At 36.3% G+C, this 25,011-nt stretch carries 17 protein-coding genes; 7 read left to right on the forward strand and 10 right to left on the reverse strand.

The features are described 5' to 3' along the window. Positions 1 to 60 precede the first annotated feature (60 nt). From DR980_RS13805 to DR980_RS13825, 5 genes are all read left to right on the forward strand, one after another. Entirely contained in the window at positions 61 to 3,240 is a 3,180-nt protein-coding gene (locus DR980_RS13805; RefSeq protein ID WP_113637156.1) for a SusC/RagA family TonB-linked outer membrane protein, read from the forward strand. An 11-nt stretch (positions 3,241 to 3,251) separates the two neighbouring features. Then, positions 3,252 to 4,865 carry a RagB/SusD family nutrient uptake outer membrane protein gene (locus DR980_RS13810; RefSeq protein ID WP_113637159.1) on the forward strand — a complete coding sequence of 538 codons (1,614 nt, stop codon included), beginning with the start codon at positions 3,252 to 3,254 and terminating at the stop codon, positions 4,863 to 4,865. Between the two features lie 18 nt (positions 4,866 to 4,883). Beyond that, complete coding sequence (locus DR980_RS13815) at positions 4,884 to 5,927, forward strand: IPT/TIG domain-containing protein (RefSeq protein ID WP_113637162.1); 1,044 nt, start codon at positions 4,884 to 4,886, stop codon at positions 5,925 to 5,927. Positions 5,928 to 6,022: 95 nt separating this feature from the next. Beyond that, positions 6,023 to 7,264, forward strand: a complete 1,242-nt coding sequence (locus DR980_RS13820) for a glycoside hydrolase family 27 protein (RefSeq protein WP_113637165.1) — start codon at positions 6,023 to 6,025, stop codon at positions 7,262 to 7,264. A gap of 2 nt (positions 7,265 to 7,266) precedes the next feature. Then, positions 7,267 to 8,232 carry a glycoside hydrolase family 5 protein gene (locus DR980_RS13825; RefSeq protein ID WP_113637167.1) on the forward strand — a complete coding sequence of 322 codons (966 nt, stop codon included), beginning with the start codon at positions 7,267 to 7,269 and terminating at the stop codon, positions 8,230 to 8,232. Positions 8,233 to 8,597: 365 nt separating this feature from the next. Here the strand turns inward: DR980_RS13825 and DR980_RS13830 are convergent, their stop codons facing one another. Next, the gene (locus DR980_RS13830) at positions 8,598 to 9,062 is read right to left on the reverse strand and encodes a hypothetical protein (RefSeq protein WP_113637170.1); all 465 of its coding nucleotides are present in this window, start codon (positions 9,060 to 9,062) and stop codon (positions 8,598 to 8,600) included. Positions 9,063 to 10,003: 941 nt separating this feature from the next. Continuing rightward, a complete protein-coding gene (locus DR980_RS13835) occupies positions 10,004 to 11,035 on the reverse strand; it encodes a DUF932 domain-containing protein (protein WP_113637260.1) in 1,032 nt (343 codons plus the stop codon). A gap of 995 nt (positions 11,036 to 12,030) precedes the next feature. On the opposite strand from DR980_RS13835, the gene DR980_RS13840 reads away from it, so the two are divergent. Further along, positions 12,031 to 12,420, forward strand: coding sequence for a hypothetical protein (locus tag DR980_RS13840; RefSeq protein ID WP_113637173.1), 390 nt, complete (start codon positions 12,031 to 12,033; stop codon positions 12,418 to 12,420). Here DR980_RS13840 and DR980_RS13845 read toward each other — a convergent pair. The 7 genes from DR980_RS13845 to dinB all read right to left on the reverse strand — a co-directional run bounded on the left by DR980_RS13845 (position 12,415) and on the right by dinB (position 22,252). Continuing rightward, on the reverse strand, positions 12,415 to 13,032 hold the full coding sequence (locus DR980_RS13845) for an SOS response-associated peptidase (protein WP_113637175.1): 618 nt from the start codon (positions 13,030 to 13,032) through the stop codon (positions 12,415 to 12,417). The genes DR980_RS13840 and DR980_RS13845 overlap by 6 nt on opposite strands. A 17-nt stretch (positions 13,033 to 13,049) precedes the next feature. After that, entirely contained in the window at positions 13,050 to 13,247 is a 198-nt protein-coding gene (gene xseB, locus DR980_RS13850; RefSeq protein WP_113637178.1) for an exodeoxyribonuclease VII small subunit, read from the reverse strand. A gap of 1 nt (position 13,248) precedes the next feature. Continuing rightward, entirely contained in the window at positions 13,249 to 14,640 is a 1,392-nt protein-coding gene (gene xseA / locus DR980_RS13855; RefSeq protein WP_113637180.1) for an exodeoxyribonuclease VII large subunit, read from the reverse strand. A 331-nt stretch (positions 14,641 to 14,971) separates the two neighbouring features. Continuing rightward, positions 14,972 to 15,901, reverse strand: a complete 930-nt coding sequence (locus tag DR980_RS13860; protein ID WP_113637183.1) for an alpha/beta hydrolase family protein — start codon at positions 15,899 to 15,901, stop codon at positions 14,972 to 14,974. A gap of 630 nt (positions 15,902 to 16,531) precedes the next feature. After that, a complete protein-coding gene (locus tag DR980_RS13865; protein WP_113637185.1) occupies positions 16,532 to 17,914 on the reverse strand; it encodes an exonuclease domain-containing protein in 1,383 nt (460 codons plus the stop codon). Between the two features lie 75 nt (positions 17,915 to 17,989). Further along, positions 17,990 to 21,067, reverse strand: coding sequence for a DNA polymerase III subunit alpha (locus tag DR980_RS13870; protein WP_113637188.1), 3,078 nt, complete (start codon positions 21,065 to 21,067; stop codon positions 17,990 to 17,992). Between the two features lie 3 nt (positions 21,068 to 21,070). Next, the gene (gene dinB, locus DR980_RS13875; RefSeq protein ID WP_113637190.1) at positions 21,071 to 22,252 is read right to left on the reverse strand and encodes a DNA polymerase IV; all 1,182 of its coding nucleotides are present in this window, start codon (positions 22,250 to 22,252) and stop codon (positions 21,071 to 21,073) included. An 88-nt stretch (positions 22,253 to 22,340) separates the two neighbouring features. Here dinB and DR980_RS13880 point away from each other — a divergent pair, with 88 nt between their 5' ends. After that, positions 22,341 to 23,105 (forward strand): XRE family transcriptional regulator, encoded by a 765-nt coding sequence (locus DR980_RS13880; protein WP_113637192.1) that lies wholly within the window; start codon positions 22,341 to 22,343, stop codon positions 23,103 to 23,105. A 649-nt stretch (positions 23,106 to 23,754) separates the two neighbouring features. Here DR980_RS13880 and DR980_RS13885 read toward each other — a convergent pair. Further along, a complete protein-coding gene (locus tag DR980_RS13885; protein WP_113637195.1) occupies positions 23,755 to 24,846 on the reverse strand; it encodes a Fic family protein in 1,092 nt (363 codons plus the stop codon). Positions 24,847 to 25,011: the final 165 nt, after the last annotated feature.

Below are 25,011 nucleotides of genomic sequence, written 5' to 3' on the forward strand. Positions count from 1 at the left end.
ATTTTATTTCTGAAATATGCTTTTCAGAAATAAACAATCTTAACTAACTAAACATTTATTATGAAAAAACTATTGTCTAATTTAATTCATTGGAACGGCAATCACAGAGCAATTCCTTTGGTATTATTTTTACTGCTTACAAGCAATTTTATTACAGCCCAAACAAAAGTTCAAGGTGTTGTAACTGATGAAAAGGGTCTTACCATACCTGGTGTGAATGTATTAGTCATCGGGTCAAGCAAATCTGCATCGACAGATATTGATGGTAAATATGAAATTGATGCTCCCGTGGATGCTACTTTGTCATTTTCTTTTATTGGATTTGAAACCCAAAATATTGCAGTAAAAGGGAAATCTAAAATCAATGTGTCATTAAAGTCAACTTCGCAAAACCTTCAAGAAGTTGTGGTTATAGGTTATGGTACTCAAAAAAGGGGCGATGTAACTAGTGCAATATCTTCTGTAAAAGCTAAGGATCTTGAAAATTTAAAGCAGGTGTCTGTAGATCAGATGTTACAGGGTAAAGCAGCAGGAGTTACAGTGACTAGTAATTCTGGTCAACCCGGGAGCAACACTTCTGTGAAAATTAGAGGTATTTCTTCCCTTGGTGGTACAAATGAGCCATTATATGTTGTGGATGGTGTACCAATTTCTGGTGATGCAACCAGTAAGTCAACTACAGGTAAACCGCTGGTAGGAAATGATTTTAGTGAGGGTAGTACATCGACAGGGAATAGTTCTGTAAGCCCAATTGCTTTTTTAAATCCCAATGATATTGAGTCGATGGATATTCTGAAAGACGCTTCAGCAACAGCAATATATGGATCTCGTGGCGCTAATGGTGTGGTAATTATAACTACAAAATCAGGAAAAAAAGGTTCGGGTAAATTGACTTATGATCATAGTTACTCTATTCAAGAGCAAACAAATTTAATCGATGTTCTGGATTTACAAGGGTACGCCAGATTACAAAATGGATTGATTGATGCTTTAACCCCAACAGCATTAAAAAATGATAATTTTTCACATCCGGAGTTATTAGGCAAAGGAACTAATTGGCAAGATGAAATCTACAGAATTGCCATCATGAAATCGCATCAATTGTCTATTTCTGGAGGAAAAGAAGGAGTGAGTTATTATGTATCTGGAGGGTATATTGATCAGGAAGGTACTGTGATTGGATCTGGATTTAAAAAATATACTTTTCGAACTAATGTGGATGCTAAAGTGAAGGATTGGTTGAAGGTGGGTGCATTTGTAAATACTGGAATTACAAACGAAAATATTACATTAAATGGAAGTCAAAACGGAATAGTTAGTACTTCATTGTTGAGTACACCTGATGTAGTAGTGTATAATGCAGATGGAACTTATGCTGGCCCTCCAACAAATTCTCAAGGAATATATTTTAGAAACCCAATCGCTGAAGCTTTATCTAACACAAATAAATTGGTCAGAAAGAATTTTTCTGGAAATGTTTTTACTGAAGCGCGATTAATGAAGGGTTTAGAGTATCGTTTTGAGATAGGCGGATATGCAGAATTTAGTGAAGGAAACGAATTCCGTCCAACTTATAATTGGGGAGCTGCAAGCAATAATACAGCTTCGCTTACTTCAAGAACAAATAGTTTTTATTCGATAAACATTAAAAATTTACTAACCTATAAAACTGAAATAGGAAAGCATAGTTTTAATATTTTAGCAGGCCAAGAGGCTAATGAAGGCAATTGGAAAGGTTTGGCTGTAACTGGAATTGGATTTTTCGATAATTCGTTACCTGAATTACCTGTGGCTGCAGAACTGCAAAAAGTTGAACCAGGTTTCGCCTACAGTGGTTCACAAAGATTGTATTCACTTTTTGGAAAAGCAGTTTATGATTATGGCGGACGCTACAGTATTTCTGGTTCTATTCGGGCAGATGGTTCATCAAAGTTCGCAAAAGGAAATAAATGGGGCTATTTTCCTGCTATTTCGGGTTCATGGAAATTATCTAATGAGGAGTTCATGCAGGACTTTAATGCTGTTAAAAATATAAAAATTAGAGCTGGTTATGGTGAGACTGGAAATCAGCAAATTGCAAATAATTTATATGCTCCGGCATTGACTTTGGTACAATCTCCTTTAGGTGCTGGTTTCCAACTTTCCAGATCTCCAAATCCTGATTTAACTTGGGAGTCACAAAAACAAATAAATATTGGTTTAGACTTCTCACTTTTTAACTCGGGATTAAATGCTTCGATAGATGTTTATAAAAAGACTTCTAAAGATTTCTTGTATCAAATTCCTTTGCCATTATTTCTTACTGGAAGTGCCGATGGTGGTGGAGTAGCCTCAGCTTTTGGAAATATTGGAACATTGGAAAATAAAGGAATTGAAATGTCTGTGAACTATAGTACCAAATTAGATAGTGGTTTTTCTTGGAATTCTACATTAGTCGTGTCTAAGTATGTAAATAAGTTAGTTGAGATTTCTAACAGTTCATTGCTTATTAAATATGCTCTTATAAATGATTATACAAGAAAACCAATTACTAAAACACTAGTCGGAGGCCCTATAGGTACTTTTTATGGATTGAATTCATTAGGAATTTATACCTCGGATGCCGATGCCAGCGCAGGGCCTAAAAACGGTTTTGGTGCCAGCCCGGTTGATTTTATTGCTGGTGATATGAAATATGCAGATAATAATAATGATGGTGTGATAAATGAATTAGATTATACGACGATTGGGGATCCAAATCCCGATTTCACATTTGGTTTTACTAACAATTTTGCATACAAAAATTTTGATTTTTCAGTATTTTTGCAAGGCTCTGTTGGAAATGATTTATTTAATCTTACAAGGAGAGCTGGAACATCAAATTCCAATTTATATCAGAATCAGTTTGCTTCTGCTTTGGATTTTTATTCTCCTTCTAACCTCGATGCAAGTTTACCAAGACCTACATCTTATGATCATCCTAATTTAATTTTTTCTGATCGTTTCGTTGAAGACGGTTCTTACCTAAGAGTACAAAATATTACAGTTGGATACACATTACCAACGGATATTATCTCGCAAGCTAAGTTGACTAGACTTAAATTATATGCAAGTGTGCAAAACTTGTACACTTTCACAAAATATACTGGTTATGATCCGGAAGTTGGATCGTTCAATCAAGACGCTTTATTGTCCGGTGTTGATAATGGTCGTTATCCAACTCCAAGAGTTATTTCAGTGGGAGTAAATGTTGAATTCTAATACTTAAAAAAATGAAAAAATATTTAATAAATTATAAAACATTAGTTGTTTTATGTTCGATTTTGGTCATATCATCTTGCTCAGACGAGTTTATAGATGTAGTTCCTAAGGATTCTTATGACGCTGCGACATATTATGATTCTGATGAGAAAGTAGCTTCAAGTACTAATATACTTTATGGAAAAGCTTGGTTTGAATTAACGGTAAAGCCGTATTTTGCTTTAACTGACATGGCATCTGGAAATTTAGTGAACACATCTTCTGAATTTAATCAGTTTAATACATTGTTGTTTCAAACAAGTGATGAGAATTTACTTGGAGCTTGGTCTTCCTGTTTTGGAGTGGTTGCAAATGCAAACACCTTAATTTTGGCTTTACCTAATATTAATAATCCAAATGTAAGCGAAACAGCCATCAATAATTCTCTAGGTGAAGCGCATTTGATGAGAGCTTTAGCTTATTTCAATTTGGTACGATTTTTTGGACCTGTACCAATTGTTGAGAATGCAGCAGATTTTGCTGCTAATCCTCAAATTAATACTAATCTTGTTTCGGATGTTTATAAGTTTATCGAAAACGATTTGATATTTGCTAAAGATAATTTGAAAGTTAAAGTCAGAGGAGGTAGTTATCAGGATAATGCGAGAGTTTCTTCAGGCTCAGCAAAAGCACTTCTGGCAAAGGTCTATTTATATCAAAAGAAATATGCCGAGGCTAGAGCTCTAGCAGAAGAAGTAATCAACAGCGGAGAATTTAAACTATTTGGTACAGATGTGCCAGCAACTAATTACGGAGATTTATTTCTTCCGAAATATAACAACAATGAAGAATCAATCATTGCTTTTCAATGGATGCCTGGTATTTACTTTTATGGGAATTCATTGAATACACAATTTGCAAGTAATAGAAATCTAACAGAAGCTAGTTATGCTGGAGTTGTAGGTCCCTCTCAAGACTTGATTAATAATGCTTTTGAGCCAGGAGATTTGCGTAGAAAAGAAACATTTATGAAACCTGGAGATAATTACCCTAAATTATCAGCATCAGCAAATTATGACGGAACTGGGGCAATAACATTGGGATATACGATGCCAGATTTAGATCAAGATGGGCAAACTAATTTCGCACAAGGTTCTGGTGCTGCAATGAAAAAATATGTATGTGGTAGAAGTAATGCTGACATTACAGGAGTGTATAATGCTCTTGCAAATGGATTTACTAAGCAAAATACATATGTGATGCGATATGCTGAATTATTATTGATCCATGCCGAGGCAATTTTAGGTTCTCAATCTGGTAGTACTTCAAACGGTGCGGCATTGGCCTCCTACAATAAAGTTAGGGTTAGAGCTGGCTTAGCGCCTAAAACTGTGATAACTTTTGAAGACATTTTCAAAGAAAGAAGAGCTGAATTGGCTGCGGAAAATGACTATTGGTTTGATTTGGGCAGGCTTGATTTTGCTGTTGCAAAGGCTAAATTGGAAGCTCAAGACAGAGGTACAAAAATTGCACCAACTAAAATTTCTTCGTTACCCATTACGACACTTATATATCCTTATCCTGCAAATGAGCTGTTGCAAAATCCAAAATTAAGAGAACCTGCAGTTCCTTATGTTTTTAAATAACTAAAAAAATATACTATTATGAAAAATCTTAAAGCAAAATATATATACCCCTTTCTTACCTTGTTTTTAGTGGCAAGTATGTTGTTTTCCTGTTCATCAGATGACAATGAGGGTTCTTCAGGAACATTGACAATTGACAGTGTGAGTAAAGCTGGAGAAGGAGAACTGGTTCCAACTACGTTTGGATCACCTAAAAATGTATATGTAATTCAAGGTTCTGGTTTTGCCACCCTTGAAAAAATTTATTTTAATGATGTGGATACGTATTTTAATCCAACTTTAGTTACCGATAAAGCCATATTTGTTACGATTGATGAAAGTACTCCGTACGCAAATGCATCGAATGAATTAAAAATAGTTACAAAATTTGGTACTGTAATTTATCCATTTATAATTGCTCCACCAGCTCCTACTTTTGGAAGTTACAATCCTATTAATGCAGTTGCAGGCGATATTATAACAATTAGTGGTAAATATTTCTTAAACCCTTCCGTTAAAATTGGTGATATTAACGCTACTGTAATTTCATCATCATTGACAGAAATTAAGGTAACAGTTCCCGCTGGTCTCACACAATATAAGTACGTTACGGTTACAAATATATCTGGTTTCGCAACCTCTACTCAAGCTATAGGGACAGCAATTTATGATGATGCTCCGGCTTCTTTTGTTGAAAATTATTTAGGACCGTGGGATGGAAGTGGTTATAAAGTCAATACTACAGAAAAAGTACAAGGTCAAAATTCGATAGAAACCACATTTACCGGATATACGGGTTTCAAATTCCCAATGTTCGCCGCTCCAGTTTCAACAGCTTCTTACAAAGCGCTTAGAGTTTCATTTAAAAGCACGAAGGCAACGGGTAAATTTAAAGTGGTATTAAATGGAAATTTTGGTGCTGGAAAAGAGGTTTCATTTGATAATAAATGGACTAGCGTAGTGATACCATTTAGCGATCTAGGTGGTGCACCTGCAGAAATTAATGAAATTGTTTTTCAAGAATTTGGAAATGATAATGGGGATAAAATTTTTATTGATGATGTAGGTTTTGTTCTAAAGTAAATATTTGGTTTTGTTTGAGTTTGTTTAAGAAATTCCCTAATTCAACAATTAGGGAATTCTTTTTAGAAATAGTTTTTAAATATAAAAATATTAAGATGAAAAAAATAATCTGTTCTTTTTTTATGATTGCTTTTTCTTTGTCCGCCCATAGCCAAGGAAATGTAATAGCACAAAAAAGTACCAAATACAATGATTTAGCCTTAACTCCGCCTATGGGATGGAATTCATGGAACACTTTTGAAACAAATATCGATGAAAATTTGGTAAAAGAAACTGCTGATATAATGGTAGCTTCTGGCATGGCGGCTGCAGGTTACACTTATATTGTACTTGATGATGGCTGGATGGCGAAAGAGCGCGATGCTAAAGGTAATTTAGTCCCAGATCCAATAAAATTTCCTAGCGGAATGAAATCATTAGTCGAATATATTCATGCCAAAGGACTGAAATTTGGTTTGTATAATTGTGCAGGCACGCACACTTGTGCCGGATATCCTGGAACTCGTGGGTATGAATATCAAGATGCCCGGTTTTATGCAGACTTAAATATTGATTTTTTAAAATATGATTGGTGCAATACTGAAGGAATCAATGCAAAAGAAGCCTACACCACAATGAGTAACGCATTGCAAACAGCAGGTAAACCAATCGTTTTCAGTTTATGTGAATGGGGTGACAATCAGCCTTGGGATTGGGGAAAACCTGTTGGTAACCTTTGGAGAATCTCCGGAGATATTTATCCGTGTTTTGATTGTGAATTTAAACACGAACAAGGAAATTGGTCGTCCTGGGGATTTATGAAAATTATCGAAATGCGTAAAAACATTCGTAAGTTCTCCGGACCGGATCATTGGAATGATTTCGATATGTTGGAGGTGGGTAATGGCATGACAAATAACGAAGATAAAGCACATTTCACAATGTGGTCTATGATGTCTTCACCGTTAATAGCTGGAAATGATTTCAGAAAAATGTCTAAAGAAACATTGGCAATTTTATCAAACAAGGAGCTAATTGCTGTAAATCAAGATAAATTGGGGATTCAAGGGTTTAAATATTCTGCTAAGGATGGACTGGAAATTTGGGTTAAACCCTTATCTGATGGAAATTGGGTAATAACTTTTTTGAATCGAAGTGATGTTACAAAGAAGATATATTTCGATTGGATAAAAGAGGTGATACGAGATGTCGATTTCAATCTAGAAACTAATTTTAGTACGACAAATTATAAAATTATTGACCTTTGGAAAAACAAAGAGGTTGGAAATACAAAAAAAATATTTATTTCTGATTTATCCTCGCATGATGTAATTACTTTGAAATTAAATAAAATTTAAAAATGGAAGTAAAATCTAAAATTACGGGATTGCTCTTTTTGCTCTGCTGCTGCTTTTCTAACGCTCAATTTGTGAAAAATCATGGGCAATTGAAACTTGAAGGAACGCAGCTTGTAGATACTAACGGAGAAGATGTTGTGCTTCGTGGATTGAGTTTTGGCTGGCATAGTTTCTGGCCAAGATTTTATAATGAAAAAGCGGTTAAATGGCTCAAAAAAGATTTTAAATGTAATGTAGTTCGCGCTGCAATGGGAATTGAAGTAGGGGACAAACCATATTTGAAAGAACGTGAATTTTCGAAAGCAAAAGTTAAAGCTGTTGTTGAAGGCGCAATTCAAGCGGATATTTATGTAATAATAGATTGGCACAGCCACAACATAAATTTAGAAGAAGCTAAAGAATTTTTTGCAGAAATGTCGAAAACATATGGTAGGTACCCCAATGTAATTTATGAAATTTTTAATGAGCCTGATTATGAATCTTGGGAAGAAATAAAGGCCTATTCGGAAGAGGTTATAAAAGTTATTCGCGAGAATGATTCAGATAATATTATTCTTGTAGGTTGTCCCAAATGGGATCAGGATATTCATTTACCAGCTGCAAATCCTATAAAAGGATTCGATAATTTAATGTATACCATGCATTTCTACGCAGGAACCCACGGAAAATGGTTGCGTGACAGAACGGATGACGCAATAAAAAGTGGACTACCTGTTTTTGTCTCAGAATCTGCTGGAATGGAGGCTACGGGGGACGGTCCACTCGACTATGAATCTTGGCAGCAATACATCGATTGGATGGAAAGTAGAAAATTGAGTTGGATTACTTGGTCAGTATCGGACAAAGATGAAACGTGCTCTATTCTAAAAAAATCTGCTAAATCGGAAGGGAAATGGAAAAAGAATGATTTGAAAGAATCTGGTGTTAAAATTAGATCATTATTGAGACACTATAATGTTGATATGTAATAATTATGAGTTTTATTACTAATCTTTTAAACGAAGATAATAATCTGCTGAAATCCATAATAAGAAAATTTGTAAAATTATAAATAGATACTCGGTATTATATCGAGTATCCATTCATTGAAATACATTTTTTTATTATGATTTTAAAAGTGTTTAACAGGTATTTTATCGATTAAATATTCATATTTATACAATGGTTTTTCATTCACATAATAATTATAAATTACTATTAGTGAATAGCAGTATTTAACCTAGTAGGATAGCACTTTTGATTTTACGGAGCTTTGATTTGATCAGTTTACTCAACAAATTAATAACTAATTAGCCTGTAATTTATGGTTTTGACTATTAGTTAGCGTCAAAAATTATTCTTTTTTATTCTCAAGCTGTACCTTGAATTTCCCGAAATACGGATTATCCGCCATTAGAGAGTGTCCAATCACTAAAATATAATCTCCTTTTTGCTTGAGTGGGATTTTTAAATCCATTCCAAAGGGGCCATCTGAAGATTTATCTGGAAAAATAATTTGGTTGAAACGGATGTTTCCTTTACCTGTTGTTGGAACAATCATAGCGTGCAACGTGCCTAAATCTTCACTTTTAAATGTGATGTATACTCTTGAATGAATCGAATCTAAGGAACCTTCACCAGTATAGAAACCTTCTTCATTCTTAAAATTCATTTGAATGTTGTCGCCTATCTGTATGTTCTCTTCTTTCTTTATCTCTGTTGCAGTTGGATATGGGGCAGTAGCGGGAGCATTCTCCTTTTCTTTAAGATGACAAGAAAAAAAGAAAATTGAAATTAAGAGTATCAAAAAAAATTTCATAACAGTATTTTTTACTAAAGTTTTTCAAATTTAGTTCTTTTTTGCGGTGTTTTTTTATAAAACAGCATTTGGATTCTTGTAGAATTTAGGTATAAATTTCATCTTTTTTTTCCTGTTGTTTTCTCGAAAAAATGCTTTTTAACATCGCTGATTTATCTTTCTTTTATACTCACAATTAATCTATTGTAGTAGGGATTCTATATTGATTTTGCATCATAGTAAGGGGGGCAATACTTATTTTAATACCCAATATAAATTTTTAAAATAAGTTTTTGGATTTTTCGAAGCAATTTAATAGTGTCATTTCTTTAAAATTCTTATGTAGTTCTAATAAGCATCAATATAGTAAAAACCCCATAGCAACTTTTTGCTGGTCTTCACTTTAAAGCTTCAGACGTTCCATTAAATATTGTAATTATAAAAAGTAAATAGTCGATGAAAAAAATCGGATAATTAGAAGTGTATATATTGAAGCAGTCTGCAGCTTATAATACAATAATCTACGCTATAATAGAAATTGATTCAATCCAAAGCGCCCCGAAAAGAGTCCGACGCAGTACGGTGCGATTTCGGGGCGGCGGGGCTATATCGGCGTCTGCTATTTTAAGCAATACATCCGTTAATAGTGATGCTTCTATATTGGCTAGTATCGCGCTGCTGTATATTACCTGTTCATCCAATGGTGTTATAGGGTAGCACCTCGATTGAAGTCTTTTGAAATTTTTCCCAGGTAGAACCATAAAAGCATTCCTTACCGCGGAGCCATTTGTGCAGGGTGGTGCAGAAGGGGAGCTATCCAGCGGTTTCTTCTAGGATGATATTGTCGTGGTCGGTTGTTTTTAACAATGCAGCGTTAGAAATTAGAATACGATATGACATAATAATTAAAAGCAGTTTGATAAAAATGAGGACAGGCAGTATAAATTGCCTGTCCTCATCGTTTAATTAAGAAGTAGTGCATCGGCACCATTCGTTGCAAAATCGGTGCAAAGATTAAATGCTGATTGTGCTCGAAGTTGCCCTGTACCTCCCATTAAGAGAGAAGCCAGTTTGGCTTCCTCATCCTTGTAGGATCGGACATTTTGGAAATAGCCAGTAATGGCATTATAGGCCCCAAATACGGTGCCTCTGGTGGTGTCTAGTAATTGAGTCGGGTGGCTCATGGCGTACTCAAATGCACAGTCTACCATATTGACAAAATAGGATGAAAGTTCGTCCGCTCTGCCATCTTGCAGGTTTTTCAGAACCTCTTTACTTGGTGCAAGGGCGGACTGGATGAGTTTTTTTACCTCATTGTCTGCGATGCGTACTTTAGACCAATTGTTGAAAATGGCTTCCATTTGTATTGATAAAACATCGGTAATTCCCATTACTTTGTGCGCCTGCTCCAAGCGTTGTTTGGCATTGGCAGTATGGCGAATGCGAACGGTATTGCTTTGGTTGCGCAGGGCAGCGTTCAGGGTGTTGGAGCATACAATGCGTATAGGGGTAAAAGCGGCTGTAATGCTTCCACTTCCATCGTGTGAGGTCGTTAGAAAAAGATACTTTTCGATAAGGTCATCTTTACCTACTCGGATATAGTTAGGAAGTTTAGCAGTTATAAAAATGCGTTCCCCTTTTCCTAAAGCCCCTGCGGTTTCGTATAGCATACCGTCACCACCTACAATAGCATCAAAGAATGAAAAGGCATCCCTGTTTTGTACAATTTGATAATCTTTACCGACTACGCCTAAAACGGCATCATGATCAGTGCGTACGGTACTGAAATAATTCGGTATTTCAATTGTACCATCTTGTATGGGAGTGAAAAGTTTCCTTTTTTCCACTTCGTAGTCCAAGCCTGCGTGTAGTATTGCCTCAGCACTTGTGGGATAGTCTTGAATAATTTGTCCTAAATTGTGCCATGCTTTTTCTTTAACACTGAAAAAGCTGTGTTTTGCTGTCTGCTCGTTGAAATTAAGATTGTGTGCCATGATGTTGTGATTTAGATTAGTACTATTAATTTTTGATTTCTTTCCTCTGTATCCTTCCCATTCCAAAAAATGTTTTCCAAAGAAAAAACGGAAAAAAAGAAAGCAAGAAAAAAGGGGCTTATGGATGTGGAGAGCTATAAGTCCCGAAGGGTGGCCAGTGCAGCACAGCCATTATGCGCTCGCAGCATCCATGAGACACTATCTTAGCTGCCTTTTAGTCCGTTTGAAATGAAAACAGCAACCAGCAGCAAACCGCATTGATTTAAAATTTAATAGTACCTGCAGTAAGAAGAGACGGTATACTATTTTGTTTAAAGTCTTATCTATTCTAGATCTAATTTTCTTTTCCAGTTGGGTTGCTGAAAGTTTCTTTACTATTGGATAAAATCATGTAAAAAAATTCAATTGAAACAGCGAACCGATACAACTGACACTTGCCACTGTAGTCATCCATATGTATAATCTCCATTTAACAGCAGTTTACAAAATTTTAGCAAGCCTCTTTGCTTTGTGAGATAGGAATTTAAACTATTGATATTCGCGGTAATTCACCACGCATAAACCAAATAAATAGCATCAGACATGATGCTGCTGGAATGCAGTGGAACGGAGCCTGCGGAGTGTAATGCAATGAACCGGAATTATGGATGTAATAACCTGTCAAAAGGAAAAAGCCAATACATCAAGATGCGGAAATTAATAGTGAAAAAAAAATAGCTGTCCCGCCTTTTCTTTTAGAGGGAGTGCTGTTTTTTTAGTGCTGTGAAGTGTTTGTGGAAAAGACGGTCACGAAAAAGAAAACACTATTTAGACCCTGAAACATGTTTAGGGTGAATTGATTGGTGCTACCCCACTCGAAAAAGGGAACGACCAAAGACAGGATGATTGAAATCGCCTAAGCATGGCTGTATTGTGGAATTGAAAATGATAAAGTTTTTTTTTAACTACTATTTTTGATAAAAAAGTTTTTTGTAATTTTATAAAAAAATATCAGGATGATACATGATGCCGTAATGCTTTCGTTAATTATTGATGCACCGGTTACTAGTTTGCCATGTGAAGTTCCGGAGGAACAATTATTTTCTATCTTTCAATTTAAAATTATTGAATTGTTGCAGAATGATAGCGAAGCGATTAACTATTTTGGTTTAGTTCCAGACAATGGTGCTGACGGTATTGATGAACTGCTTTTTGATGGTGTTTTATTCCGTTTTGATGTTCCCCAAACTTTTTTGGGTATTGATGTGGATGCGGAACCGCATTTAGTGCGAAAAGCATTTTTGAATGTTGTGGAGAAACATAATCCTTCTGGGAATTCTGTTATTGAAGAGCGTGGTGAAACCAAAGTAGAAACTACAGTCGTTTTTGAATATTATCATTTATAGTTTAACAGCAATCAAATCGGCAGAGTAGGGAAATGCAAAGTGTTGTATTGGCTCATGATTCAACCATTTAGATTCCTCTTCCCGTTTTAAAACTACCGGCATTCTTCTTTTATGATTGTGTATTTCCGCCAAAAGAGGATTAGCTTCGGTGGTGAGTATCGTGCAGGTGTTTTTGACTTCTCCGGTTTCTTTATCTATCCAATGGGAATATAAACCCGCAAAAGCAAACAATTCTTCGTTAGGTAAACACAATTCGTACTTTTGTTTTTCTTTCCCCTTTGGATCCAACCATTGCCATTCGTAATAGCCATTAGCAATCACCAAGCATCTTTTATCCACTGAATTTTTGAAGGACGGTTTTTGGTGAACTGTTTCTATTTTTGCGTTTAGCGTGTATTTTTTAATTTCCTCGTCCATAGTCCATGGTGGAATTAAACCCCAATTGTAATGGGTGATGACGTTTGGTTTTTCATCAATAATTACAGGAGTTTTAGGATATGCAAAACCATTGATAGTAGCACTTGGCTTGAATTCCATTGGATTGTCAATAGTTGCATTGAACCTGCTTTGTACTTCTAACGCTAGTTTGGTTTGTTTGGTGTGAAAACACATACTATTTTCTATGATAATTAATTTTCGAGTTCTTTTAAAATTGCATTCACATCCTCTTCAGTTGTGGTTAATTTTAATTTGCAAAATTTAATTAATGCTGTTGCTCTTTTTACTTTTGCAGATAGTTCATCAACAGAGATTTCTCCATGCTCTATTTCTGTCACAATTTGTTGTAGCTCCTCAAAAGCATTTGTATAGTTCAATTGTTCTTCCATTTTATTCTTTGATTTTTGTGATTGTACTGTCTATTGTACCGCTAAATAGCATTGTATTTATTGCTGCGCCTTCTTCCAATTGGGAAACATCTTTGACAGCTTTTCCATTTAAATATGTGATGCTAAAACCTCTTTTTAAAACATTTATAGGATCCATAATTTGAATATTTTTTTCAATATTTTCCAATGCAAGTTCGGAATTTTTAAGATACAGTATGGGGTGCAATTCTAATTTTTCCTGCAATTGAATTACCGCTACTTTTAATTGATTCAGATTGAATTTAGTTGCAATGCGTGTTTTGGCTTGTAGTACATTTAACTTTCCGTAGTTGTTTTTTACTATAAATTGTGATTGCTGCTGAATGGCATAACTGGCATTTTTAATTCGATTTTCATTATTGTTGAGAATAGAAACCGTTATAGAGCGAAATAATTTAAGTTCGGATTCTAGTTTTGTATTTTCCTCGCTAAGTAATCGTCTGGATTTGTCTGCTATTTTTTCTTTGGCTTTTTGAATAGGGACCGAAAAATTATGGAATTTTTGTAATAGGAATTCCGCTAGTTTTGTTGGTGTTATGGCATTGGTATGTGCAATCATTTCGCATACCGTTTCATTTGTGACATGGCCGATGCCTGTGATAATAGGAATAGGGAATAGGGTGATTGCTTTGGCCAATTCATAATTGTTATAACAAGATAGTCCCACATCACCGCCACCACCCCTGATAATGGCGACTGCATCAAAATGATGGATTACTTTTCTAATTCTTTCTAATTGTGTAATGATGCCGGGTACTGCTTTGTCTCCTTGCAGAATGGATGGAAATAAAAGATAAAAGAATTTATAATTCCAGGAATTTTTATCAATTACATCTATAAAATCACCAAAACCTTTGCTGGTTTCTACTGAAATTATCGCAATTCGTTGGGGTAGAAAAGAGAGTTCTAATTTTTTGTTTTTATCATAAATACCTTCCAGCTGCAGTTTTTTGATTGTTTCGCGCTTTTCATTTTCCAAATCTCCTAACGTGTATTGGGGATCAATATCAATTATTTGAAGTGAAAGTCCAAAAGCTGGATCAAAAGATATTTTAGCTAGGAATAGAATTTTGATTCCATCTTTGAGTGGTTCTTTTAGTATTCGTAGAAAATTGCGATTTATGTTTTGGTAATCATCACGCCATAACGTTGCTTTTATTTCCGCAATTATTTTTCCATCTTTTTTTTCTATTATTTCGGGGAAGCAATGACCGGATTGACTGTAATGGTTGAGTTTGTTCATTTCAGCTTTAATCCAAAACGCACTTTTATACCTTTCTTCCAGCGTTTTTTTGATACTGTTTGTCACCTCCAGAAGCGAAAAAATAGTCTTATCATTGATTTTTTCAGGCATACTATTTTTAGATTTACGTATAAGAGGGATTATTTTTATACTTTACCTCAAAGATAAAGCAGTTTTATCTTTCTTTTCTTGGTTGTTGAATATTAGTTAGGTCTGTAAGGTAAAAAATAGATTAGAGAAGTTAGAAATGGACTAAAAATCGTCATTATATAATTGATTACAATGGATACAGGTTTTGATTCGGAGCCAATGCTATGTGTCTGTGGTACAATTGCGAAAATTGGAACTGAGTACTCTCAGCTGGAATGAGCGAAGTCTTGAAAAAGAGCGTATTTCAAGCGAAAAAATAGCAGTTTCGGAAAACCGCTGGTAGCATCTGAATTTATTTCTGATTTAGTAGCCATACTATTAATTCATCATTGTCCACAATACTCCAAGAATGCGGATGTCTATTATTGTCAGGTTTTCTAAAACCTTTATTTTGTGTAGTTATCAATTTAGCTTTTTCATTTCCAAGTCTGTTTAGTTCATAAATCATTGCAGAACATTCCGATGCGTTCATATTTGTAAAATCAGCATTTCGTTCTTTTAACCACCAATCAAAATCAGGTTCTGTGTAAATTCTCAAAGGCATATTTGTCAACTTTTTAATAGCGTTTTGAGTAGTGTCTGAAAATGAGTAAGGGGAAAGCTTGTAATATGCGGCAAGATTTGTGGTCGGATTTCCCCCAGTTTCTTTTTCAAGTCTTTCTATCATATAAATGTTCTCTGGATTGGCTTCGTTGTCTTTTGAAAGTCTAATATCTCTTTTTGCGGAATTATAAAATCTTTCAAAGTCAAGTGGTGGATCAATAGCAAAAACCGCTGTTGGTTTTATTGTTGGATTTTCAACATATTTTATAGCACAGCTGCCACCAATTGAAAACCCGCCCACAAAAAATTTTAGGTCAGTTAATTTGTGTTTAGAAGTTATATCTTTTAAAATTCTTTTAAAAGTTTGTTGGCTTAAACTGTCGACACCAAATGATAAAACTCCATCTTGGAAAGTTGGAATAATAGTCAATATTCCATTTTCAGCTACTTTATTTGGTAAGTCGGTTTGTTGTAAAACTATTTCTGCCGTTTCTCCGAAACCTGGAATTAAAAACAAATATCCTTTCCAAGGAAGTATTGAAGGATAAATTATTGTATAACAATTTTTTGTTGTGTCTGTTTTATCAAGGAAAACTTTCTCTATTTTGGTCTTAGATTGTGCATGGCTACTAATTGTAGAAAAAGCAAAAACTGAAAGTATAATTAAAAGTTTTGTCATTTGATCTTTTTCTTTAGATGTTGTTCTACGCTTGCTGTAAATTAGTTTAAAGGTGAAACAAACCTTTTTCTAAACAGCCAAAATTGTTAGCTTGACTATGGGTTGATTCACTTTTGTATATCTCAAATATATAGAACTTTATTACACTAGCATAATTGTATGGATATAATATCATTCCTTTTTATTGTGAAGTAAAGGGTAATTTTTCCTATTTAGTCTGTATTATATTATGATTGGAATTATGTTCAGGAGGGGCACTGTTTTATTGAAAGGAGTTTCATTTTCTATAAGCAATCGATGAAATGAGGTTAATTCTTGTTTTGCTAATTGGAATTAACTCAAAATGTAATTTCACGCAAACAGATTTGAAATTGCCTGCACATTTCTTTATTCCTTCATTCGAGTATATAGGGGTCTATGTCAACTTTGTAAGTGATGTTGACCGTACTATATCGTATAATTCTTTTCTAGTTAATTCGATTGTTTCCATAAAATATACTTCTTTAAAAATTACAATTAAAGATACAATATGTTGAGTAAAAAACAGTGCAAGTTTCGTTTCTGGAATGTCAATAAATTTCTTTCCGCTACCACCACTTCTCGTAAATATTTAGATGCAGTTGAGATAAACTATGATTCCTCCTGGTGCTGTTTAAAAAGAACTTTACCGGGATATTTCTCAGCATAAGCAAGAATTAAATCCACACTGTATTGGTTGCTTTTGTAGTGTGTGACGTGATCTTTAATTTCAGAGGGATCCGTAAAACCAATATCCGAAGCAATATATCCCATGCCATAAAAGTGACCGTTATCAATCCAAATGCAACTGCGTTCTTCGGGAGATCTTCCTTTGTCTATAATGGCAAAGCTAGGTCTGTTTTTTACTAAAAAATCAATAGCATTTTCGACTTGTTCGTTGTGTAGTTCTACTTCAGGTAAATCGTTCCGGTCCGGTTTTGGGATAAATTCTCCATGGTCGTCCATGCCGTAATTGCAGAATCGATTATCAATGCCAAATTGTTCGGATAAGCTGCGCAATACATTGATGCCTTTGTATAAACTATTGAAAGATTCAATGCACGTCTGAAATTTGCCTAGCTTTCCAATGGACAAATATCGATACCCATTGCGGGCTTCATACTCATACAGTCCATAGTTTGGGTCAAAACGTTTGAGTGCTCTGTTATAGATTGGCCAAAGCTTTTTGATTTCGGTACACTCCAGTAGTAGCGCCATTAATTCGGTAGCACAAACTTCAAAGGAAATACCATATATGTCCCGCAGAAAGTTTTGCCTTTGAGGCGTGATATTATGACCACTGAAATGAGAAGCGACCCGTTTCTTTAAGTTGATTGCCTTTCCTACGTAAATGACTTTTCTTGTCTGATCGTAAAAATAATATACACCTGCTTTTTCAGGTAACTGCTCAAAATCAGCAGGCGGTAGGTTGGGAGGTAAGCGCTGGTCTTGAGAAGTTTTTTTTATCATTTTTTCGATTACTCCTTCAACGTCCCATTCCAGCAAACGAGAAAATAGGATGGCTGTGGCATCTGCATCACCGCCAGCCCGGTGTTGGTTTGTCAAAGGAATATCTAGCGAATTACAAAGTCTACCCAAACTGTACGAAGCCAGTCCCGACTTAATCTTTCTAGCGGCGCGAACGGTACACAATTTTGGCGCAGTCCATTTGAATCCGCTTGCTTCGAGTTGGTGCCGAACAAAGGAATAATCAAAGTTCACATTATGGGCAACAAAAATGCGTCCGGTAAGCATTTCTAAAACTTTTTCAGAAACGGCATCAAAAATGGGTGCGTCCCGTACCATTTCATTATTAATTCCGGTTAGCGAAAAAATGGCAAGCGGTATTTCCTTTTCTGGGTTGACGAGCGTTTCCCAACGGTCGATAATGCTAGTTCCGTTATGGATAATAATGGCAATTTCTGTAATGCGGCTGCCACTGGCATTGCCGCCTGTGGTTTCTATGTCAACTATTGCGTATTCCTGTTTTTTCATCTAATATTTAACGTGAATGATATTGATAATCTTGTGTAAAAGTTCAAAGTGCTCTAGTCTCCAACCGTCAAATAGTCAAACTGACACTTTTTTTGGACCCACCTCCATTTTATGCCTCGGCAAATTAATTTCATGTTCCTGAGGATACGGTGCCCGTTGGGTCATGCTGACATCTTCCCGAATCTGTTCGTGCACTTTATATTGCCTATCAGAAGTGTTTGAATATCTTGGATCTGGGATGAACGGCATTTTTGCCATTTTGGAAATAGTAATAGTAGGAAAGTGGTAATCCACTTCTACAGTTCCTAAGAGCAGATAACAGCCACCGCCTTGGAACGGATATTTTTCCAAACTTTTAGTAAAATGCGCCGTGTCGAAATATTCGCCCTCTATGTCTACCCAAGTTCCAAAATACATGGCACCCATTTTGGTGGGTACATGTTTTCTGGAAATGAGATAGGCGAGCATCTTCACCGTTTTTTTATGGTGTTTTAATAAATCTTTCGCCATTACGTCGCCACGATATTTAGTCTGCAATAAATAAAAAGGAGTACAGGAAACCGGAAAACTCAGCAGTTCGATTTCATCAAAAGCATCTTCAAAAGGAGAGCGTTCGAGTACTGGAAGTTCATAGTCTTTTATTGGCTCCTGCAGCAGCATTAGGTTTCTGTTTTCGGGTTTGAAGTTGACCAGAATAAGTCTGGCAATGACCAGCAATTGATTTTTTGTTTTACCGGTAAAACGGAACGCTCCAATAAAAATCAAAATTTGTATCCCTTCAATACCTATTGGAATGCGATTGATAAAATCTTCCAAAGAGATGAATTTGCCCCGTTCCTGACGTTGTTTAACTATAAAATGCGCTAGTCTACTTTCCAAACCTTCCAGATGCATGAAACCCAAATAGACATCGGTACCATATACCGTAGTTTCAAAGTCGCTCTTGTTGACACAGGGATTCTGAATGGTAGCACCCGACATTTTAGCTTCATGAACATATACTTCGGTACGGTAAAATCCACCTTGGTTATTGATTACCGCTACCATAAATTCAATAGGGTAGTAGACCTTTAAATATAAGCTTTGGTAACTCTCCACAGCGTAAGAAGCGGAGTGCGCCTTACAGAAGGAATAGCCAGCAAAAGATTCAATTTGTCGGTATATTTCTTCACTCAATTTTACCGGATGTCCTTTTTGGGCACAGCAGGCAAAGTAATTGTCTTTCACTTTTTGCAATGCGGCTTTGGAGCGTCCTTTACCACTCATGGCCCGACGCAGAATGTCGCCATCGGCTGCGGGAAGTCCTGCATAATGCAAAGCAATCTTGATTACGTCTTCCTGATAGACCATCACACCATACGTTTCTCCGAGTTGTTCCTTAAAAACGTCATGAAAATATTCAAAACGATCCGGATGGTTGTGTCGGAAAATGTATTCTTTCATCATACCGGATTGGGCGACACCCGGACGTATTATCGAGGAAGCCGCAACAAGGATTTTGTAATTATCGCATTTGAGTCGGCGCAACAAACCGCGCATGGCCGGACTTTCGATGTAGAAACATCCAATGGTTTTTCCGTGGCTTAGAAAATGATTCGCCTTCGTCTCATTTTTTGATATAGCAGTATCTCGGATATCGACTTTAATCCCCTGATTTTTTTCAATCAACTTCACACTGTCATCGATATGGCCAATCCCGCGCTGGCTCAGGATATCAAACTTTTCAAAACCAATGTCCTCTGCAATGTGCATGTCGAACAACACTATTGGAAATCCTTTCGGAGGCATTTCCAAAGGCGTGTAATTGGTAATGGGTTCTTCGGAAATCAAGATACCACAGGAATGCATGCTGCGTTGGTTGGGGTATTTCTCGAGCAACATGCCATATTCCTGGACTAGCTTCACGATTTGATTGCTATCATGTAATGCCATTGGATTTTTGGCCAATGCATCTAATTCCTCTTTTGGCAGTCCAAAAACCTTACCGACTTCCCTGAAAATGGAGCGGTATTTAAATTCCACATTGGTACCACAAAAAGCGACATGATCGGCACCGTAAGTATCAAAAATGTATCGGAGAATGGTATCGCGTTCTTTCCAGGACCAGTCAATGTCAAAATCGGGCGGACTCTTGCGGTTCACATTCAGGAACCTTTCAAAATACAAATCGAGTTCAATAGGGCAGATGTCCGTGATACCCAGACAATAACTCACGATACTGTTGGCACCGCTACCCCGACCAATGTGCAAAAAGCCCTGACTCATGCTGTATTGGATGATGTCCCAAGTGATGAGGAAATAGCCGCTGAATTCCAATTGGTCAATCACCTTTAATTCTTTTTCTACTCTTGCTAAAGCTTGCGAATTATCGGAACCGTACTTTTTGAATAGCCCTTCGTGAGCCAAGTTCGTCAAAAGCTGCATGTCGCTTTCCCTACTTCCAGAATAGTATTTTTTGTTTTTGGGCGTTTTGAAGTCAAATTCAAAATGACACTGATCCATCAGTTTCTGCGTGTTTTCGATGATCTGTGGATACTCCTCAAATTTAGAAAGCAGTTCCTCCAAAGGAATCATTACTTCTGAGTTCTTGCAATAATCGTACACAGTCAATTTGGACAAAATCACATTGGTATCAATAGCTCGAAGAATTTTATGCAGGTTGAATTCTCTTTTAGTTCGAAAGGTAACAGATTGTAAAATCACCATTTTGCTAAGCCAAGAATTCCATTCCGGTAGAAATAATTTGGGAAGCTGATCGGGAGTAATCCCTATAAATTCATGTTCTTTTAATTCTGTTGGCCTATTTTCGAAAGGATAAATAATACAGACGTTATTAAATGAAGGAGCAGTCAAAGGCAAAGAAGTGCCTTCAAAATTATGTTGGGTCAGAAAACGGTTCATTTCGGCGAGCCCATCTGCATTTTTAGCCAAACCGATATACCGCAATTGATGGTTGCAGCGAAATTCTATTCCGACGATTGATTTTATCCCAACCTCGTGACAGGCTTTTGTAAAATCATAGATGCCAGTAACCGTGTTGATGTCCGTTAATGCCATTGCTTTTACCCCACAAACAACAGCTTGCTGTATTATATCCAACAGCGGAATGGTGCCGTAGCGCAGGGAATGAAAAGAATGGCAGTTAAGGTACATGGATTATGATTTACGTTTTAAAATTTCCGATTTGTTGTTGGGTTTAAAGGTGGCCCCGGCACATCGCATCACCGCATCAAATCCATAGCGTGTTTTCATTTTGTCCATGGCTTGATACAAAGACAACATTTCTTCGGTATCTTCAAACAAGTTGATCTGATAGGTTCCACGAACCAACCCACTGAAACGAATTCCGATTAAACGGAGCCGCATGCGACGTTGGTATACTTTATCAAATAAATCGGTAACTGTTTTGGTCAGCGTATGATCGGCTGAGGTATAGGCTACTTTGCATTGTTTGGTTTCGGTGTCAAAATTGGAATATCTAATTTTGATCACCACCGTGGAAGTCAGCCATTCTTCGGAACGCAACTGAAAAGCCAATTTTTCCACCATTCCGACCAGTATTGATTTTAATTTTGGAATGTCAATAGTATCCTGAGTAAACGTATGTTCGGTTGAAATGGATTTTCGTTCCGTATAGGGTTCCACCGGATTGTTGTCGATGCCATTGGCTTTCTTCCAAATGTCGATACCATTCTTGCCTATCATTCGCTGTAATACTTCGGCAGGCATTTCTGAAAGGGTCTGAATAGTACGGATTCCAATTCGGGATAACAGTTGAAACGTCACATCGCCCACCATAGGAATTTTTTGAATCGAAAGCGGATTTAAGAAAGACCGCACCATATTTTCGGGTATTTCTAAGTTTCCTTTCGGCTTGGCTTCGCCGGTACCAATTTTGGAAACCGTTTTGTTAACCGATAAAGCAAAGCTTATTGGTAGACCAGTTTCTTTAGTAACGGAATGTGCTAGTTCGTTGGTCCATTTGTACCCCCCATAAAATTTATCCATTCCGGTAATATCGAGGTAAAATTCATCGATGCTGGCTTTTTCAACAATTGGTGCTTTATCTTGGATCACTTCGGTTACATCATGCGATAATTTGGAATACAATTCCATATCGCCTTTCATCACTTTAGCTTGCGGGCAGAGGCGGAGTGCCATTTTTATAGGCATGGCGGAACGCACTCCGAAAGTTCGGGCTTCATAAGAACAAGAAGCCACGACACCACGATCTCCGCCACCAATAATCAAAGGAATTCCCTCCAGTTTTGAATTCCCCAGTCTTTCACAGGACACAAAAAAAGTATCTAAATCCATGTGTACAATTGCTCTTTCCATCTTCTTTTCTTTTTTATACGTTACAAAATTAGTACAGATACTAACAAATTTTATTATATTTGTTGTTACAAATTATAACAAAATACCTATGTCTTTATTTTCCGACAACATCAGGAACCTTAGGGTGCAACATAAAATTTCGCAAGAAAAGCTGGCGGAATCCTTAGGGATAACGAGAGGTAGGTACGTCAAATACGAAGACGGAACCTCGGAAGCCCCGTATGAAATATTAAAGAAAATTGCGTATTATTACCATATCAGTATAGACTTGTTGCTATCTGTGGATGTTCGAAAAATACCGGTAGATGATTTGTTACAATTGGAAAATAACAGATTGGTGTTACCAATTACTGTAGATAATAAGGGAGAAAATTTTATAGAAGTTGTTACACAGAAAGTAAAAGCCGGGTATTTGAATGGGTATTCCGATCCGGAATATATAGAAAGTCTGCAGCAAATTTCATTACCGTTTTTGGGCTCGGGCAAGCACAGGGGATTTCCGGTGGAAGGAGATTCTATGCCACCGCATGAGGATGGCAGTATTATCGTAGGGAAGTACATTGAAAAGTTGGGAGATGTCAAGGATGGCAAGACTTACATACTGATAACCAAAAGTGAAGGTATGGTCTATAAGCGCTTGAATAAAAACAAAAAAAATGTACTGTTTGTGGAATCAGACAACAGTTTTTACCCAGTTTATGAAGTTAAGGTTTCTGACGTTCTCGAAATTTGGGAATACGTATGTAACATTGGACTCACCGACGAAAAACAGCAAGTAACGGAAACAGCAAGTGTAAAAGACATGTTTTTAGAGTTAAAAAGAGATATTAATGATTTGAAAATTAAGCTTTAAATTTAGGTTATTGTTAGAAAGGACTACCGAAGTCAGGAAGCTTAAGAGAGAGCAATTTAAAGCTGAAGAATAGTCATGGAAGTAAAATTACAGTGTTGGAGTTTTATGCAGGCTTCGTAGTTTCATTTTACAAAATTTGAGAAGGTTGAAATTGGTTGTTAGGAAATGTGAAGAAATAGTTATTAACGTGGGATTTATGAGAAGTTAGTTTTTACAACATGTAATGGACACGGAATTCAATTCCGCGCGAATGTCTTTTTAAATTTATAATTTCAATGCATTATATTTTTTATCCTCAAATCTTTGTTCTTTATTCACGAACTACACGAAAGGATTCGTGCAGCAGTGGGGTACATTTGGATTTTAAGCTGCGGGATCAATCGCTCAAGATATTAGAAGTTTACAGCCAAAAATCCATGAATTCTTATCTATTTCCTCTTTTACTAGATGAAAAAATGACCACAAAAAATTAAAAACCGAAGACATAAGTTACTTGGGCAAATAAATCCATGAAATAATTCAATTTAAAATGTCAAGTTTTTTGAGCAAATAACTTGACATCAACATCAATTAATAATTTCTTTCTTTCAAAAATTGCACTCAAAAAGTATCAAGTTTATTATTAGATAATCGCCTTAATAACATAGATTTACGCTATATCAATTAATTTATAACTAGTACCTCTTCCTGCACCTTCTTGTGCTAAAATACCTTTAGATATTAAATCTTGTAAATCCCTTAGCGCAGTATCAGTAGAAACGCCAGTTATCTTTGCGTATTTAGAAACGGTCAGTTTTCCAAAAAAAGTATCTAGCAACATTTGAGTAACTTTCTGTTGGCGATTATTAAAATCAATATTGTGATTAATTTCCCAAAATTGAGCACGCTTTAAAGTCATGGCAATAGTCTGGTCTGTTTGCTTCATAGAACGCAACAAACAATTCAAAAACCAGTCCAACCAATCTGTTATATCGAGATCCCCTTTTTGCGTTTTTTCTAATATGCTGTAATATGTTTTACGCTCAATTTGAATTTGTGCTGACATAGAGTAAAATCGCTTTTTACTTTGATCGGCTCGTGCTAACTGCATATCCGTAATTGCTCTAGCAATACGACCGTTTCCGTCGTCAAAAGGATGTATGGTAACAAACCATAAATGTGCAAAAGCCGCTTTCAATACAGGATCAAGTGATTGCTCAGTATTAAACCAATTAAAAAAGACATCCATTTCATGGGGTACTTTATCTGCTACAGGTGCTTCAAAATGAACTATTTCTCTCCCCATTGCACCCGATGTTACTTGCATCACTCCATCGCGCCAGTCTGCAGTTTTGATTTTATACATTCCGCTTCTACCTGTTGGAAAAAGCGCTGCATGCCACCCAAATAAACGCTCCTCGTCTAGTGGTTCTTCATAGCGTTGTGTGGCATCTAGCAACATTTCGACAACACCCTCTACATTGCGATCAGCTGGCACGGCAGCAGCGATCTCAATGCCGAGTCGTTTTGCTATCGAAGATCGTACTTGATCATGATTGAGTTGTTCGCCTTCAATTTCGCTTGATTTAATTACATCAAGAGTCAGTGTTTGAAGTACAGTTTCTTCTTGTAACCGAAAACCTAGCCCTTGCATAACACCTAGTATTATTCCCTGCTGATGCCTTACTTTCCCGAGTAATGGCGTAATTATAGCTGCATCCCAAGTGAAATTTGGCCACTCTTTCTTTTCATAAATATACATAGTACCGCATTTTTGCGGTAAATATAGTGTTTAATTACGGCATGAAAGTAATTTTGCGGTGTAAACAATTTTAATAAACCGCAAAAATGCGGTGAATAAGTTAATTATTCACCGCATCAACTGAAGATTTGTACTTATAGTTTCTTAAATTCTACTATAGCAATT

Source organism: Flavobacterium psychrolimnae, from assembly GCF_003312425.1.
Lineage (GTDB): Bacteria > Bacteroidota > Bacteroidia > Flavobacteriales > Flavobacteriaceae > Flavobacterium > Flavobacterium psychrolimnae.